The sequence below is a fragment of the Lactococcus allomyrinae genome, assembly GCF_003627095.1.
Lineage (GTDB): Bacteria > Bacillota > Bacilli > Lactobacillales > Streptococcaceae > Lactococcus > Lactococcus allomyrinae.
Window position 1 is genome coordinate 373019 of record NZ_CP032627.1, and the last position, 17305, is coordinate 390323.

The window sequence follows — 17305 nt, forward strand, 5'->3', positions numbered from 1 at the left end:
TAATCACTTCAAGTTTGCGGATAAGAGAAAAATTTGAATTAAGTAAAATTTGGTTAAAAGCCTTCTGAACATATCTAACAATAAAGGATAAAAATATGACAAATCGTGTAGTTATCACAGGTTATGGTGTTGTTTCTGCAATTGGAAATACTCCAGAAGATTTTTGGAAAAGTCTTAAATCAGGTAAAACTGGTATTGGACCAATCACACACTTTGATGCGCAAGCAACGGGAATCTCTGTTGCTGCAGAAGTTAAAGATTTTCCATTTGACAAATATTTTGAGAAAAAAGATGCGCGTCGCATGGATACTTTTAGCTTATATGCTGTCTATGCAGCACTTGATGCTTTCAATATGTCAGGGATTAACGAAGAAAATACAGACTTCGATCGTTTAGGCTGTATCATGGCTTCAGGTATTGGTGGTTTGGAACAGTCACAAAAAAATGCCCAAGTTATTCTCCAAAAAGGACCACGCAAAGTAGCGCCACTCTATGTGCCACTTGCAATTGCTAATATGGCAACAGGAAATGTTGCTTTGCGGACGGGTGCACGCGGTGTTTCTCGTGCCGAGGTGACAGCTTGTGCGGCTGGTGCCAACTCGATTGGTTCTGCTTTTCGTGAAATCAAGCATGGTTACGCAGATGCTATGATTGCTGGCGGTGCAGAAGCTGCAATTTGTGAACTTGGTATTGCTGGTTTTGCTAATTTGACTGCACTTTCAAAAGAAACTGATCCAACGATTGCGTGTCGTCCTTTTGATAAAGACCGCAATGGTTTTGTGATGGGTGAGGGTGCTGGAGCTGTAATTCTTGAAAGTCTTGAACACGCTCAAGCACGAGGCGCGAATATTCTTGCTGAAATTGTAGGTTATGGGAATACAAACGATGCATTTCATATGACAACACCATCAGGTGTTGGGGCAGAAAAAGCAATGAAATTGGCGCTTGAAGAAGGCGGAATCAAACCTGAGGAAGTTGATTACATCAATGCTCACGGAACTTCTACTCATGCAAATGAAGAAACAGAGGCAGCTGCGATTCATAATGTTATCGGGGATAAAGCACTCGTTTCATCTACTAAATCATTTCACGGTCATGCTCTTGGTGGAACAGGTTCTATTGAGGCTGTTGCTACGATTATGTCCATGCAAAATAATTTTGCACCAGTGAATGCTGGGACAAAAGAACTTGATGAAGGAATGACGATTAACGTCGTGCTTGGTCAAGGTCAAGAAGCTGAAATTAATGTTGCGCTGAGCCAAGATTTTGGTTTTGGTGGACACAATGCCGTTCTTGCATTTAAGAAATGGTCTGAATAAAGAGATTAGAGTTGTGCGGTTTTTGAAGAGCTTTTTAGCAGTGAGTATTCTAAAAGTTAATTTTTAATGAATTTAGAAATGGTTTATAAGACGCTCACTGCTAGAAATAGTTTTCATAAAAACCATATGGAGAAATATTATGAATATCAATGAAGTTAAAGAATTGATGAAACAGTTTGATGGTTCATCTTTACGTGAGTTTTCTTGGAAAAATGCAGAAGGCGAGCTTGGTTTTTCTAAAAATGATGGTCATGGAGTCGTTGCAGCATCAGCTGCACCAGCTCCTTTAGTCGCAACTGTTCCGAGCGCAGCTCCACTTGTAGAAAATGCTGAGAAGGTTTTGGACGAAGCTATTCCAGAAGTAAGTGTAGCAGAGGGAGAAGCAGTTAAATCTCCACTCGTAGGTGTGGCTTATCTGAAACCAACTCCTGAAAAAGCTGAGTTTGTAAGTGTTGGAGATAATGTGAAGAAGGGGCAAACCTTGCTTATTATTGAAGCAATGAAAGTAATGAACGAAATCCCTGCTCCACGTGATGGCATCGTGACTGAAATTATGGTTTCTGCAGAAGAAGTTGTCGAGTTTGGTCAAGAATTGGTACGAATCAAGTAAGAAATTCATGACAATGATTTTGTCAGTAAAGCTTAATGCTGACGAAAAAGCTGTCAGTAATTTTTGAAAGCATTTATTAGAGGAATTTTAGAATATGACTGAAACACGAATTGATGTAACTAAAATTATGGAGGCTTTGCCACATCGTTATCCATTTTTATTGGTGGATCGTGTGATTGATATTGCTGATGATGAGATTACAGCAATCAAGAATGTGACGATAAATGAGGAATTTTTCCAAGGACATTTCCCACAATATCCAGTAATGCCTGGGGTTTTGATTATGGAAGCTTTGGCACAAGCTGCAGGAGTTTTGGAATTATCAAAACCTGAAAATAAAGGGAAACTGGTCTTTTATGCCGGCATGGATAATGTCAAATACAAAAAGCAAGTTACGCCAGGAGACCAACTTGTTTTGCACGCAAAGTTTATCAAACGTCGCGGACCTATTGCAGTGGTTGAAGCGCAAGCAACAGTGGATGGAAAATTAGCAGCGAAAGGTACTTTGACTTTTGCTCTAGGTGCTTAGTTTTCTGATCATTTATTGATTCGTTTGAGCGTATGTTGTGTGCTTTGGAGTAGCTCACTCGGTGCTACACCCCTAGCTCATAGATAGGGGCTGAAGCGAAGGACTAACCGCATATTGAAGAGATGAGGTTGTACCTTGAATTCAGTGGTGAGTTGAGACCCCTACTGAATAAGTCTTGGCTTTATTTTAATGATGACTGATTATTTTTCAGTTATGGTGCATTTTTGGATTTATTTTAACTCAGCAAGTGTGTGCTAAGTTTCCCACCTCTCAAAGGTAGCGGAATAAGCAACGCTAAACTCTGAGTTCTACTGCCTTAGGGTCTTAGTGCTTTAGCGATTGCGATTTGTCGGTTGCCACTGCGACTAGGTGCTTTGCCTTTTGCTCTTGCTTTAGCAGCTAAGCGAACGGACAGCGTAGCAATGAAGTTGCACAGACCGTTCGTAGAACAGCGTGCAAAGCAGAAGTTGCGGAGATAGTGAAATTGACAGCGTAGCAAAGCGAGGTAGACTTCAAGGACAGGACCATTTCGCCTTGCGACTTTTAGTCGCTTAGAGCGAATGGATAACGTAGCGAAGCGGAGGTGTGACCTCATATCTTTGATGTGAGGTTGTACCCCAACAATGAAGTAATCACTTCAATTTTAGTTATAAAAGTTTTGCTATAATTTTTATTAAAGCAAAAAAATTTCTGTATTGACAGAAACTTTCTATTTGGAGAAAGGAATTGAGTTCAGCTATTTAGAAATGATGAGTCTACTGTTTGCTTATTACAGCAGACAGAGTGTTATCGTTTTATATAGCTGATACTCGCATCTTAGATATGTTTAATAAAATTTTAATCGCCAATCGTGGCGAAATCGCAGTTCGGATTATCCGTGCTGCTCGTGAATTAGGTGTAGAAACTGTCGCAGTTTATTCGGAAGCTGACCGTGATGCATTACATGTTGCACTCGCTGATGAGGCGATTTGCATTGGACCAGCGCGTGCAGCAAGCTCATACTTGAATATGAATAATATTCTTTCAGCGGCAGTTGCAACAGGTGCGCAAGCCATTCATCCAGGGTTTGGTTTCCTTTCTGAAAACTCAAAATTTGCTCGCCTTTGCGAAGAAATGAATATCAAATTTATCGGTCCCAGCGCTTCTGTAATGGATATGATGGGAGATAAAATCAATGCCCGTGCTGAGATGATTAAAGCTGGCGTGCCCGTCACACCAGGCTCTAAAGGTGAAGTACATACCACTGATGAAGCAGTGAAAATTGCAGAAGAGATTGGCTATCCAATTATGCTTAAAGCTTCAGCAGGCGGTGGCGGTAAAGGAATTCGTAAAGTAAATAATGTTGAAGAACTTGTCCCAGCTTTTGAAGCAGCAACAGCCGAAGCAAAAGCGGCATTTGGTAACGGGGCGATGTTTATCGAACGCATGATTTTCCCAGCACGTCATATTGAGGTGCAAATTTTGGGTGACCAGCATGGTCATACGATTCATCTTGGTGAGCGTGACTGTTCTTTGCAACGTAATAACCAAAAAGTATTGGAAGAATCGCCTTCGGTTGCTATCGGCCATACTTTGCGTGAAAAAATCTGTACTGCGGCAGTCAAAGCTGCAGCGCACGTAGGTTATGAAAATGCGGGAACAATTGAGTTTCTGTTGGATGAAGCTTCTGGAAATTTCTACTTTATGGAAATGAATACGCGAGTGCAAGTTGAACATCCAGTCACAGAATTTGTCAGTGGTGTTGATATTGTCAAAGAACAAATCCGAATTGCCGCTGGTTCAGAACTTTCTGTGAAGCAAGAAGAAATTGTATTCAAAGGTCATGCCATCGAATGCCGAATCAATGCAGAGAATCCTAAATTTAACTTTGCGCCATCACCAGGAAAAATTACAAATCTTTTCTTACCATCGGGTGGTGTAGGTTTACGTGTAGATTCAGCGATGTACGCAGGTTATACGATTCCTCCCTATTATGATTCGATGATTGCTAAAGTCATTGTTCATGGGGAAAATCGCTTTGAGGCATTGATGAAAATGCAACGTGCCCTGATGGAATTCGATGTTGAAGGTGTAACGACAAATATTGACTTCCAATTAGAACTCATCGCTGACCCTTATGTTGTCGCTGGTGATTACGACACAAGTTTCTTGGGTAATGTTTTCTTACCAGAATACCTGAAAGAAGACTGATAGAACTTCTGTCAGCGATAACTAAAGCTGTCAGTATACTGACAGAAAAAATAACTCTGAGTGAAGTCATACTAGTTTACCTTTAATTTTACTACGTAAAATTATTAGATGAACTGCAAAGATACTGCCTTGCGACGATTGAGAAAAGCTGTGCTTTTCTTATTCGCAACCTTGACGCAGTGCGTCAAGCGCAAGAAGCGGTTTGCGTGAAACGTAAACTTTAACTTTTAAACCTATGGTTTAAAAGTTAAACAGTATCAAGACTAATTTTTGTCAAAACGTAAAACGAATTAACTTCACAAGTTTAACAAAAACGAGAAAAGGAAGCAAAAATGGCTCTTTTCCAAAAGAAAAAATACATTAAAATCAACCCGAATCGTTCAATCATTGAAAAACAAGCTGAAAATCCTGAAGTTCCTGACGAACTTTTTGCAAAATGTCCAGCGTGTAAACATACGATTTATCAAAAAGATTTAGGTGAAACAAAAGTTTGTCCAAACTGTGACTATAATTTTCGAATCACGGCTCATGAGCGTCTTGCTCTTGTAGCGGATGAAAAATCATTCGAAGAAATGTTCACAGGAATTAATACAAAAAATCCACTTGATTTTCCTGGATACCTTGAAAAGTTAGAAGCGACAAAAGCAAAAACAGGCCTTGATGAAGCGATTATGACGGGAAGTGCAACGATTAAAGGTCAAAAAACGCTACTCGCCATTATGGATTCAACTTTTATCATGGCTTCAATGGGAACCGTTGTCGGTGAAAAATTGACTCGACTTTTTGAATATGCGACTGAAGAAAAGCTGCCTGTTATTGTTTTTACAGCATCGGGTGGTGCTAGGATGCAAGAAGGAATTATGAGTTTGATGCAAATGGCAAAGACATCGGCTGCTGTTAAACGTCACTCAGCTGCTGGTCTTTTGTATATTACTGTTTTGACAGATCCAACAACAGGAGGTGTTACAGCATCATTTGCGAGCTTGGGGGATATTATTTTGGCAGAACCCCAATCACTCATTGGTTTTGCGGGACGTCGAGTTATTGAGCAAACAGTACGTCAAACGTTGCCAGATGATTTCCAAAAAGCAGAATTTTTGCTCAAGCACGGTTTTGTAGATGGTATTGTAAAGCGTACGGAACTTCGAGAAAAACTTGCTCTTTTACTTGCACTTCATGCTGAAAAGGAGAATGAAAATGTCTGATATTGCTAAAATTATCAATAAAGCAAGAGCAGCAGACCGCATTTCTGCTCGTGATATTATTACTCATGTTTTTACTGACTTTTTTGAACTTCACGGCGATCGTCAATTCACAGATGATGAAGCCATTGTTGGTGGAATCGCACGATTTAATGGCAAATCTGTAACGGTTATTGGTATCCAAAAAGGAAGAAATCTTGAAGAAAATTTAGCAACAAACTTTGGTCAACCTTCACCTAATGGCTATCGTAAAGCGCTACGCTTGATGAAGCAAGCAGAAAAATTTGGTCGCCCTGTCATTACTTTTGTCAATACAGCAGGAGCTTACCCAGGGATTGAAGCTGAAGAACGCGGTCAAGGAGAAGCTATCGCAAGAAATCTGTTCGAGATGTCAGATTTGAAAGTGCCTATTATTGCCATCATCACTGGAGAAGGTGGTTCAGGTGGTGCTTTGGCTCTGGCAGTAGCCAATAAAGTATTCATTCTTGAGAATGCTGTTTACTCGGTTTTATCACCAGAAGGATTTGCAACAATCCTTTGGAAAGATGGTACAAGACGGGATGAGGCAGCCGAGCTCATGAAGATTACGGCTCCACATCTGCTTGATATGGGTGTAGTTGATGGCATCATATCAGAAGAAAATCTTGTCGAAAACATTAAGAGTGTACTGACAGAACAAATCGAAAATCTGTCAGTGCTGACAGCACATGAACTAGCAGAACAACGCTACGAGCGTTTCAGAAAATACTAAAAATCAGTTTTAACTGGTTTTTTTTATTTATAAACAAATAATTATTTCATAATATTAAGTAGTTTTGGATTTAAGTAAAATAAAATTCGTAATAAATTTATTCAGTTACAATTTGTAACTGCTTTTCTTTTTATACGAAATGATAAAGTAATCAAAATTACATTTTTTTAGATATACTTAATAAAGTAATAAATATATTACATTGTTGATAGATAAAGGAGCTATTTAAAAATGTTGAAAACAAGACGTCATTCCTGAATTGTTATTGTTGAAATTCAAGTAATAACAATTTTGTTGGTAACAAGAAAAACCAAAAATTCAGGAGAAATTAGATGACCTATTATAATGAAAAAATAAAAAACAAGAAAAAGTTATTTCGTATAGGACAAGCGAGTCTTATGCTTTTATGTATAAGTTTGCCATTTTTGAGCATGACTTCACAAGTCCAAGCAGAAGAACAATCAAACCAATCCCCAAATACCTTAGCAGCCCCTGCGGATAACATTATATCTATTCCAGATAGTTTTCTAAAACAAGCAATTGTATCTGCTCTAGGATTAGCCGCAGGAAGTGATGTAACACAGTCTGATATGGCTCGCTTAACCTCTCTAACATTAAATTCTGCACAGATTAGTAGTTTTGAAGGGCTAGAATATGGAGTAAACCTATCATACATCTACATGAATGTGAATAACAATGTGACAGATTTTAGCCCTTTATCACAACTATCGTCATTAACGATGGTCTATCTCCAAACCTCAAGTCTCACAAGTAGTAATTTCCCAGACTTAAGTAAGAGCACGAGACTAACAAATCTGAGTTTGGCTAGAACTAGTATAGATGATAACGTACTCCCTAAACTTGCAAAATTAACTAGTTTGACAGTTCTAAATTTAGACTCAAATATGAATATCACTACGATTGCACCTTTAAAGACATTACCTAATCTAAAATCATTGAATGTTCAGTTTTGTGGAATTACAGACTTTACTGTCATTAACCAATTTCCAGTCCTTAACAACTTGGCTGCTTTTGGACAGAACACAGGACGAAATGATTTGCCTACCACGATTGGTCGCTCCTCTTTAGACTATAATTCTGATAATCAAACTTTATTTTTGCCTTTCTTAATGATGCCTAATCGAATGATAAATTTTGATGGTTATATTCCACCGTTTACAACTTCGAATACAGCAAGTAATACATATCTGGATTTCAACGGGGTACAGTTACCAGCAGATCGCCTACAGATTGATGAGCAAGGGATAACAGTTCTAGGTGTGACTGAGGATGAGTTTAAAAATATCACTAGTTTTGAATACAATGCTCGTATAAATAATCCAGCGGGAACTTATGCCACACCTGATGGTTACACATTTTATGCCATTTCATCAGGAACTTATCTTCACCAATTTAAGGTTGCTGAGGATGGGCAGCCTGTGACTGTTCATTATCAAGATGAAAATGGAGAAAAAATTAGTGGAGTAGCTGATAAGACTATTTCTGGATATGCAGGAGAGGCATATGATACCACGACGTCAGAATATAAAATAGAAATTCCAGGTTATCATATTGATGAAAATAGAATCCCAGATAACGCAGTAGGAGCATTTACTGCTCAAGCTCAGACAGTAACTTACACATACATTAAAGATAAAAAAGCAACTATTGCAGCTCATGACTCAACGCTATATGTAGGAGATAGTTGGAAACCTGCAGATAACTTTGATGGAGCTACTGATGAAGACGGAAATGCTGTTATTTTTGAACAAAATATGACAGATGATAAGGTAGATACTAGTAAATCTGGTATATATCCTGTCAACTACTCATATCATGGAGCGACTACAACAATAAATGTGACTGTTTTAGAAAAAACGCCAGAGAATTCAGAATCAACAGATAATCAAAAACCGAAAGAAAAAGATGACGAAAATAGGACTTCATCAAGTAAAAACAAAGAAAAGCCAAATCCAAATATAAAGAAAAAGACTCTTCCTAGGACAGGCGAGAATTCAGAAAATATGTTATTTATTACAGGAGTTACTTTTATCTTTGGAAGTCTTATCTATCTTAAAATAAGAAAAGATTAATAAGTTTAATAAAAAACGACTAGAATTGGTCGTTTTTTATTAAAACAGAGATATGTTATAATGAAATAAGCTACACAGATTTATAATTATAACAAAAAGGAAGTGAAAAATGTACGATTTTTACTGGTATCCAAAATGTTCAACTTGTCGTAAAGCCAAGGTGCAGCTTGACTCTCTTGGAATTGAATATAGAGAAATTGATTTGAAGTTGCTCCCTCCAACAGCAGAAAACTTTGAAGCCTGGTTTGCTCAGGGAGATTTTCCTACAAAAAGGTTCTTTAACACGAGCGGTCTTGTTTACCGGGAGTTGGGATTGAAAGACAAGTTGGATTCACTTTCAGAAGCAGAAATGGCACAATTACTTGCATCAGATGGTATGTTGATTAAGCGTCCGCTCATCGTCAAAGATGGAAAAGTTCAGCACATTGGTTACAAAGAAGAACAGTATAATAGCTTATAATGAAGCTATTCTTTTCTAAGCGAATTGAGACAAAGTTGAAATAGGACAAATGAAGTCAAGACTTATTCAGTAGGAGATTCGACTAGATGAAATAATCTTGTCCTAGCAAAAGTTAAAGCAGTCAAACGAAATGCGAAATTTAGGACACACTTGCTTTGATAAAAAAATGAGTTGGTTAGACTCATTTTTTTATGTAATAATTTTTATGGAGCACTATTTTCGGAGATGTTTGGTAGAGAGCCATTTTATCATGATGATAATAATCGAAATTGTAATCATATTAAGTGCTCCTAGTAGGAAAATTTATTTCATTTGAAAGTATATTTATTTCTTATGAAATAAATATAGCATAAGTTAGATAATCTGTCAATAAAAAATCTGGAAGTAGTCCAGATTTTTTTTATAAATATAATTTATTGAGTTAAGCGATAATCACATCAATTTGATTTTGAGTGAGGAAACTTTTTATTTTATTGCTAATCGAACGATCGGTATAGATTTTTGAGATTTCAGAAAATGAAAACTCCGTGACTGTCCCATTTTGTTGAAATTTTGAAGCATCTGTCAGGATGATAACCTCTTTTGCGGCAGCTGACATGAGATGAGTCGTATCGCTTCTATCAATATCGTTACTTCTAAACCCACGAACCTCATCAAAACCATCAATGCCAATGAATAACTTATCAACATAAAATTCGTCAACTACTTTTTTTATTAAAGGTCCTACATTAACTTGTGAGTTACTTTGATATTCTCCTCCAAGTAAAATCACTTTAATTGCATCAGATTTACGTACATAGTTGGCGATAAAAACAGAATTTGTGATTAGGGTAATATTTTTGCGATTAAAGGCTAGTTCTTCGGCGAGTAAGGCACAAGTGGAACCTGATTCAATCATGACAACGTCACCATCAAGAATATTTTCAGCAGCTTTTAAAGCAATTTTACGCTTTAAATCATAATTTTTGGCTAAACGAAAGTTGATGTCATCAGTGTTGTTTATCACGGCAAAACCATGTTGGCGATTGATGATTCCCTTTTCTTCAAGTTTATCGAGGTCTTTCCTAATGGTAACATTTGAAACATCAAGCAATTCTGCAAGTTTGTTGACTTCTATCTTTTTAGCATCACTAACAATTTTGATTATTTCTTCTGAACGCGACATAAGGAGACCTCACAAATAGATTTACTTTGAGCTTATCACAAAAAAGATAAAAAATAAAATAATTAGCCAAAAGAAAGCTAATTATTTTTGAATGAAAATGATTGATTTTAAATTTCAAATTCTAATAAAATAGGAATGTGATCCAAGCGTTCTCCAGAATCCATTGGTTCAGAAGTTAGAAGCTGTTCAGCAATCCGGTTGGAAACGAGCCAGTAGTCGATTCTCCAACCAGAATTATTGATTTTTGAAGTTTTTGCGCGTTGGGCAAACCAAGTATAAAGGCTACGTCCCTCTGTGTAAAAGCGCTCAATATCACCATGAATTTTACGGAAACTATCGGTAAACCCACTGGCTAAAAGTAAACCAAATTTTTCACGCTCTTGATCTGTAAAACCGGCAGTATTACGGTTTCCTTTTGGATTGGCAAGGTCAATCTCAGTATAGGCAGCATTAAAGTCACCACAAGCAAATACAGGTTTTTGAGCATCCAAACTTTTCAGATACTCACGGTATTTATCATCCCAAATTCCTCGTAAATCTAAGCGTGTTAACCCTTCTTGAGCATTTGGCGTATAGACCGTTGTGACAAAGAAATCAGGAAATTCAAGGGTAATGATGCGACCTTCAAAATCCATTGGACTGGGTGCTCCAATTTCTGGATAAGTGACAATGGGTTCAGGTAAGTTCTTTTTGTAGAGGAACATTGTACCTGAATAACCTTTTCTAGCAGGTTCATTAGATGAACGCCAAACAATATTATAGTCTGCAAATAGGTCTTCTAGCACTTCAAGATGGGCTTTTTTAGGGCCTGATGAAGGAAGTTTTGTTTCTTGAATAGCAAGAACATCGGGTTTTGCATCAGCAAGTTGTTTGACAACAGCGAGTGATAATGCTGCCCGTTCAGAAGTGCCTGTTAGTGCTGCATTGAGAGAATCAATGTTCCATGAGATAAATTTGTATTTCATTGTATTTCCTTTTTGATTTCTATAAGATTGAGAGGGATTACTGGAAGCAATCGTCATCTGATAAGATTAATTATATCAAATTTTTGGTATAATATTTAGATGAGAATCTTCTCAAATATCGAGCCTCATTTGCTCGGAAAGAGGAAAATATGACTGAAAACAAAACTTTTTACATTACCACTCCGATTTATTATCCATCTGGTAAGCTTCATCTGGGTTCAAGTTACACGACCATTGCTTGTGACGTATTGGCACGCTATAAACGTTTAATGGGCTTTGACACTTTTTATTTGACAGGTCTTGATGAACATGGAATGAAAATTCAACGAAAAGCCGAAGAGTTGGGATTGACACCGAAAGAATATCTTGATCCTATGGCAGAAGATGTTAAAGCACTTTGGAAAAAGTTGGATATTTCTTATGATAAATTTATTCGGACAACGGATACTTATCATGAAGAAGCGGTAGCTAAGGCATTTGAGCAGTTGCTTGCGCAAGATGATATTTATTTGGGTAAATATGCAGGTTGGTATTCAGTTTCTGATGAAGAATTTTTCACGGAAACACAGCTTGAAGAAGTTTATAGGGATGAAAATGGTGTGATTACTGGTGGTATTGCACCAAGTGGTCACGAAGTGGAATGGGTTGAAGAAGAAACTTATTTCTTCCGTATGGGTAAATATGCGGACTGGCTTTTGGATTATTATGAAACACATCCTGATTTTATTCAACCTGAAATTCGTAAAAATGAAATGATTAACAACTTTATCAAGCCTGGTTTGGAAGATTTGGCATTAACTCGAACAAGCTTTACTTGGGGATTCCTGTACCGTCAAATCCTAAACACGTCGTTTATGTCTGGTTTGATGCGTTGCTCAACTATATCACTGCACTGGGTTATAATTCAGAAGATGATAGTAACTTTAAAAAGTTTTGGCCGGGTATCAATATGGTGGGTAAGGAAATCGTGCGTTTCCATACGATTTATTGGCCAATCATGCTCCATGCGCTTGGTTTACCTGCACCGAAGAAAGTTTTTGGTCACGGCTGGCTTTTGATGAAAGACGGGAAGATGTCTAAATCTAAAGGGAATGTGGTTTATCCTGAGATGTTGATTGAACGTTATGGCCTTGATGCGGTACGTTATTATTTGATGCGCGCCATTTCTTTTGGTCAAGATGGAATTTTTACGCCTGAGGATTTTGTCGGTCGGATTAATTTTGATCTTGCCAATGATTTGGGAAATCTTTTGAACCGTACAGTTTCAATGATTAATAAATATAATGATGGTCGAATTGAAGCTACTGCTGCGACAACTGAGTTTGATGAATCTTTAGAAGAAGTTGTTACAGATACCGTGGCGCGTTTCCATGAAGCAATGGACAAATTTGAGTTTAATGTGGCACTTGCTGATGTTTGGACTTTGATTGCACGAACGAATAAATACATTGATGAAACGGCACCTTGGGTACTTGCGAAATCGGCAGATGATAAAGCGAAACTCAATAACGTTTTGTATCATTTGGCTGAAAATCTGCGCATTGTTGCGACTTTATTGCAACCATTTATGCGTGCAACTTCTGGGAAAATTTTTACGCAGTTAGGACTTTCTGAAACAAGCTTTTCAATCGAAGAATTAGCATTTGGTTATGACTTTGTAAATCCAGTAGTAGCCAAAGGAGAACCCATTTTCCCACGACTTGATGTTGAGGAAGAGGTGGCTTACATTAAAGAACAAATGAGCGGAGGTAAACCTGTGGAGAAAGAATGGATTCCTGAAGAGGTTGAATTGAACTTGACTTTACCTGAAATTAAATTTGATGATTTTGAAAAAATTGAATTGAAAGTGGCAGAGGTGCTTGAAGTTGAGCGTGTAGAAGGTTCTGATAAATTGTTGAGATTTAAACTTGATGCTGGTGATCGTGAGCCTCGTCAGATTTTATCTGGTATTGCGCAATTTTATCCTAATGAACAAGAGTTGCTTGGTAAAAAACTACAAATTGTCGCAAATTTGAAACCACGTAAAATGATGAAAAAATATGTGTCGCAAGGCATGATTTTGTCAGCTGAATTTGGAGACCAATTGCGTGTGTTGACAGTGGATAAGGATATTCCGGCAGGTTCATTGATTGGTTAATGATGAAACATGAAAAACAAGATTTGTCAGCACTGACAGAAAAACTGATAATTGAAAATGTAAATCTGTCAGTACTGACAGAAGTTATGATGATTGAAACCACTGGTTTTTCGGCTGAAGAAGCAGCGACGGAAACCGCAATGCGTGAACGTATTGAGAAAGTGCAAGACACTTTTCTTGTTGCTAAGACAGACTCAGGAAAAGTAGTGGGATTTATTGTCGCTTGTGCTTCAAAAGTACGCTATATTACAGATGAATTATTTGAGAATGTACGAAAAAATGAAGAAGCTGACGATTATCTCTTGGTGTTAAGTCTTGCAGTTTTACCTGAGTTTCAGCATCAGGGGATTGCGGGAAAACTTCTCTTTGCTTTAGAAAATGTAGCTAAAAAACAGCAGCGCAAAGCAATAAGCTTGACTTGCTTGGCAGAAAAGGTAGGTTTTTATGAGGCTAACGGCTATTGCAACGAGGGCGTTTCGACGTCGAGCCATGCTCGTGAAATTTGGTATAATCTTGTTTTAGAGTTGGCATACTAGACTGACTCTAGGTGGTTGCAAAGCAAGCACAATTAACCAAAAATCGGACTGCTTTTTAGTTGATTTAGTATAGAAGAGAATTGAGTGTGATGATATGACATTTGAAGAAATTTTACCTTTGCTTAAAACTGGTAAGAAGGCGGTACGTACAGAAGGTTGGGGTGGTACCGAAAATTATGTGAAAATTTATGATTCAATCATATTGGAAAATGGGGAAAAACTTGATGTAACTCCTTATTTCCTAATTAATGTCGAAGGCGAAAGTGAGGGCTTTTCGATGTGGTCTCCTACACCATGCGATGTTTTGGCTAATGATTGGGTTCTTGTCGAATGAGATTTTCAGGTAAAAAAGTATTAGTAACAGGCGCAAGCTCTGGAATCGGTTTGGCTCAAACGCAGGCTTTTTTGGCAGAGGGAGCTGATGTCATTGCTGTTGACGTTAAAGTATTTACTGACAAAAATACTGTCAGTAAATTTTCAAATCTGTCAGTAAAAATTTGTGATGTTTCTGATGCTCATGCTGTTCAAGCGTTGGCTGAGGATGTGGGCGCCATCGATATTTTGTGTAATACAGCTGGAATTTTGGATGATTATGCGACCATAGAAGAAACGGATTTTATGCTATGGCAGCGGATTTTACATATGAATCTTGATTCCATGTATTTGATGATTTCAGCATTTTTGCCGAAAATGAAACAGAAAAAATCAGGAGTGATTATCAATATGGCCTCGGTTGCGGGGCTTGTTGCTGGAGGTGGAGGAGTTGCCTATACAGCCAGTAAACACGCAATTGTTGGATTGACGAAACAGTTAGCGCTAGATGAAGCTCAGCACGGAATACAAGTGCTTGGTATTGCTCCAGGAGCGATTGACACGCCGATGAATGCTGCAGATTTTTTAGAAAATGATGGAGAAATGGCAAAATGGGTAGCATCTGAAACTCCTGCTAAACGTTGGGCAAGGGCTTTTGAGGTCGCAGAATTAACGCTGTTTTTGGCAAGTCCACAGGCAAATTATATGTCAGGGGCAATTGTTCCCATTGATGGGGGCTGGACCATTAAGTAATAGACTGATTTCTAAAAGCTTCAGCTTTGAATTGAAAACCAGCTCAGTCTTGCGTTCGCCTACTCAATGTTTGAAGTGAGATAAAGAAGCAGCAGTTTTCCCCGTTTGTAGGCATAAATAAGCAAAAAATTGGATTTTAGAGTAGATTTAATACTGACAGAAATCTGTCAGTAAATAAAAGTGTTGACAAAAGTCTGTCAGCACTTTTCATTTTGCAAGAAATCTGATAAAATAGGGACGTTGCTTTGACAGGAATAGAGAAAAGCAATCCTCAGGACTTATGACCTTTGCCTGAGCATATTTCAAGTGAACTGAGATTGCAAAATCAAATTCAACGGTTTCACTAAAGGAGAAAAATTGAAAAAATCAAGAACTTATGATGTAGTGACAATTGCTATTGTCGCGGCGCTGTATGTCATTTTGACTGTGGCACCAGGATTGAACGCTATCAGCTATGGACCAGTCCAGTTCAGAATTTCTGAAATGTTAAACTTTACAGCATTTTATAATAAAAAGTATATTATTGCTGTGACGATTGGATGCATGATTTCCAACTTTTTGAGTTTTACTTGGGTAGATGTCATCGTTGGTGGACTGTCAACGTTGGTCTTTCTAAGTTTGGGTGTTTTGTTATTTGAACGCTTTAAAAAGCAATATTTATTTAATGGGCAGCTCAATAAAGCGTTTTTATATTTCGCCATTTTTTTCTCAATTAGCATGGTAACTATTGCAATTGAGCTTTATTATATCGCTGGTTTACCTTTCTGGATCGACTGGGCGACGCTTGCGTTGGGCGAGTTTGCTAGTTTGATTGTGGGAGCGTTCATTATTGACAAACTTGGAAAACGGATTGATTTAACGAAATAATTGTAGCCTTTAGGCTACTTTTTTGAACGAATAAGAAAACATTAGTGATAAGATTTGTTATAATTATATTAGACTCACATTAATAATGTTGTTCTATATACTAATTACCTTATTTTATCCTCTATTACTATAAGTAATGAGTATATTGTAATGAAAAATGATTGAACGAACTGCAAATAGACTGAATTGCAGTGCCCACTGGTTGTTTAGTCTTGTTGCTTTAGCAACTTAGAACAAATGGACACCTGGCGTATAGACATCCGTGGTGAAAAATTTTTAGAGTGAGACTTATAACTTCAGCCATGAACAAAGAAATAGGAGGTTTCATTTAATGAAAAAAATTGCAGTAATCGCAGCAAGCGGAAAAGCAGGAAGTTTGATTGCTGAAAAAGCAATGACAAAAGGATTTGAAGTCGTTGCTATTGTCCGCAATAAAGCGCGTCTGAAAGTAGCTGTGACAGAGGTTATTGAGAAAAATATTTTTGATTTAACGTCAGAAGATTTGTCAGGATTTGACGCTGTCGTCCTCGCTTACCGTGCCCCTGAAGGGAATGAAGCTGAATATTCTAAAGTGGCACATCATGTCACAGAGATTCTGTCAGGAAGTGCAACGCGTCTTATCGTAGTTGGAGGAGCGGGTTCGCTTTACTTGGATGAAAGTCGGACACGTCGTTTGGTTGACGAACTTTCCAAAGATTTGCCTTACTACCCAACCATTGCGGAGATGGGAAAAGCAAGTCTAATTTATAAAAATTCTAATGTTAATGTAACCTTCTTCTCACCTGCAGATTTTTTCGACCCAGAAGGAGCAGAAACTGGAAGCTACACAATTACCAGTGATATTTTTGAGAAAAATAAATCAGGAAAAAGTAGAGTAAGTTATGCAGATTATGCCGATGCAGTCGTAAATATGATTGATAAAGGGACACATCAGAACGAACATATCGGAATTTATGAGAACTAGAAAATTGCACGAAAGTGCAATTTTTTATTGATTATGTACGATTTTGAACGCATTGTGAGAGATATTACTCTCATTTAATAAGTAGGTTCTTAGCGGTCATACAAATTTTAACCATTTTTTGGTATAATTGAGTTCATATGATGGGCAATAGACGAAAAAGATAAATTTCTAATAATCATCTTTAAGCTTTTAGCACCAACATTGCGGTGAGTATAGACCATGTAGCAATGATGTATTTTTTATATAAGTTTATCTTTAATTTTTCTAAGAATAATCAGTAGACGAACTTGCAAATAGACACATTGTATTTGTTGTAGGGTTAGTTGTTAGCGATTGACTTTACCAATATTTGGTAAAAGTGCTACTTGAATTGATGTAGCATCTCAACTGTAAAACAACGGTAGTCGTCATCATAGACCTGTCGAAAGAGACAAAAAATTGAAATTGTATAA

Annotated in this window: 15 protein-coding genes, 1 pseudogene and 1 riboswitch; of the genes and pseudogenes, 14 read left to right on the forward strand and 2 right to left on the reverse strand. The window is 37.5% G+C overall.

From position 1 onward, the window contains the following. Positions 1–95: 95 nt before the first annotated feature. The 8 genes from fabF (at position 96) to D7I46_RS01950 (ending at position 9154) form a co-directional block, all read left to right on the forward strand. Positions 96–1319: a beta-ketoacyl-ACP synthase II gene (gene fabF, locus D7I46_RS01915; RefSeq protein WP_120771342.1), complete on the forward strand. Its 1224-nt coding sequence runs from the start codon at positions 96–98 to the stop codon at positions 1317–1319. A 139-nt stretch (positions 1320–1458) separates the two neighbouring features. Next, complete coding sequence (accB, locus tag D7I46_RS01920; protein WP_120771343.1) at positions 1459–1929, forward strand: acetyl-CoA carboxylase biotin carboxyl carrier protein; 471 nt, start codon at positions 1459–1461, stop codon at positions 1927–1929. Positions 1930–2023: 94 nt separating this feature from the next. Beyond that, positions 2024–2458, forward strand: coding sequence for a 3-hydroxyacyl-ACP dehydratase FabZ (gene fabZ, locus D7I46_RS01925; RefSeq protein WP_120771344.1), 435 nt, complete (start codon positions 2024–2026; stop codon positions 2456–2458). An 822-nt stretch (positions 2459–3280) separates the two neighbouring features. Continuing rightward, a complete protein-coding gene (gene accC / locus D7I46_RS01930; protein WP_120773258.1) occupies positions 3281–4648 on the forward strand; it encodes an acetyl-CoA carboxylase biotin carboxylase subunit in 1368 nt (455 codons plus the stop codon). Positions 4649–4980: 332 nt separating this feature from the next. Beyond that, positions 4981–5853, forward strand: coding sequence for an acetyl-CoA carboxylase, carboxyltransferase subunit beta (gene accD, locus D7I46_RS01935; RefSeq protein WP_120771345.1), 873 nt, complete (start codon positions 4981–4983; stop codon positions 5851–5853). Further along, a complete protein-coding gene (locus D7I46_RS01940; protein WP_120771346.1) occupies positions 5846–6601 on the forward strand; it encodes an acetyl-CoA carboxylase carboxyl transferase subunit alpha in 756 nt (251 codons plus the stop codon). The genes accD and D7I46_RS01940 overlap by 8 nt, the downstream gene beginning before the upstream one ends. A 332-nt stretch (positions 6602–6933) precedes the next feature. Then, entirely contained in the window at positions 6934–8694 is a 1761-nt protein-coding gene (locus tag D7I46_RS01945; RefSeq protein ID WP_120771347.1) for a bacterial Ig-like domain-containing protein, read from the forward strand. Between the two features lie 109 nt (positions 8695–8803). Next, positions 8804–9154 (forward strand): arsenate reductase family protein, encoded by a 351-nt coding sequence (locus tag D7I46_RS01950; RefSeq protein WP_120771348.1) that lies wholly within the window; start codon positions 8804–8806, stop codon positions 9152–9154. A 421-nt stretch (positions 9155–9575) separates the two neighbouring features. Here the strand turns inward: D7I46_RS01950 and D7I46_RS01955 are convergent, their stop codons facing one another. Both D7I46_RS01955 and D7I46_RS01960 read right to left on the reverse strand, forming a co-directional pair. Continuing rightward, positions 9576–10319: a DeoR/GlpR family DNA-binding transcription regulator gene (locus tag D7I46_RS01955; protein ID WP_120771349.1), complete on the reverse strand. Its 744-nt coding sequence runs from the start codon at positions 10317–10319 to the stop codon at positions 9576–9578. A gap of 107 nt (positions 10320–10426) precedes the next feature. Beyond that, positions 10427–11284, reverse strand: a complete 858-nt coding sequence (locus tag D7I46_RS01960; RefSeq protein WP_120771350.1) for an exodeoxyribonuclease III — start codon at positions 11282–11284, stop codon at positions 10427–10429. 185 nt (positions 11285–11469) lie between these two features. Between D7I46_RS01960 and D7I46_RS01965 the strand changes: the two are divergent. The 6 genes and pseudogenes from D7I46_RS01965 to D7I46_RS01990 all read left to right on the forward strand — a co-directional run. Beyond that, positions 11470–13418, forward strand: a pseudogene (locus tag D7I46_RS01965) (class I tRNA ligase family protein); the annotation flags it as partial. A 2-nt stretch (positions 13419–13420) separates the two neighbouring features. Next, positions 13421–13957, forward strand: a complete 537-nt coding sequence (locus D7I46_RS01970; RefSeq protein ID WP_240424467.1) for a GNAT family N-acetyltransferase — start codon at positions 13421–13423, stop codon at positions 13955–13957. A gap of 94 nt (positions 13958–14051) precedes the next feature. Next, positions 14052–14291: a DUF2829 domain-containing protein gene (locus D7I46_RS01975; RefSeq protein ID WP_120771351.1), complete on the forward strand. Its 240-nt coding sequence runs from the start codon at positions 14052–14054 to the stop codon at positions 14289–14291. Beyond that, positions 14288–15022, forward strand: a complete 735-nt coding sequence (locus D7I46_RS01980) for a 3-oxoacyl-ACP reductase (protein WP_120771352.1) — start codon at positions 14288–14290, stop codon at positions 15020–15022. The genes D7I46_RS01975 and D7I46_RS01980 overlap by 4 nt, the downstream gene beginning before the upstream one ends. 222 nt (positions 15023–15244) lie before the next feature. Next, positions 15245–15382, forward strand: a riboswitch (PreQ1 riboswitch). After that, positions 15380–15889 (forward strand): QueT transporter family protein, encoded by a 510-nt coding sequence (locus D7I46_RS01985; RefSeq protein ID WP_120771353.1) that lies wholly within the window; start codon positions 15380–15382, stop codon positions 15887–15889. It overlaps the preceding riboswitch by 3 nt. Before the next feature lie 331 nt (positions 15890–16220). Beyond that, the gene (locus D7I46_RS01990) at positions 16221–16853 is read left to right on the forward strand and encodes an NAD(P)-dependent oxidoreductase (protein WP_120771354.1); all 633 of its coding nucleotides are present in this window, start codon (positions 16221–16223) and stop codon (positions 16851–16853) included. The last annotated feature ends 452 nt before the right edge of the window (positions 16854–17305 follow it).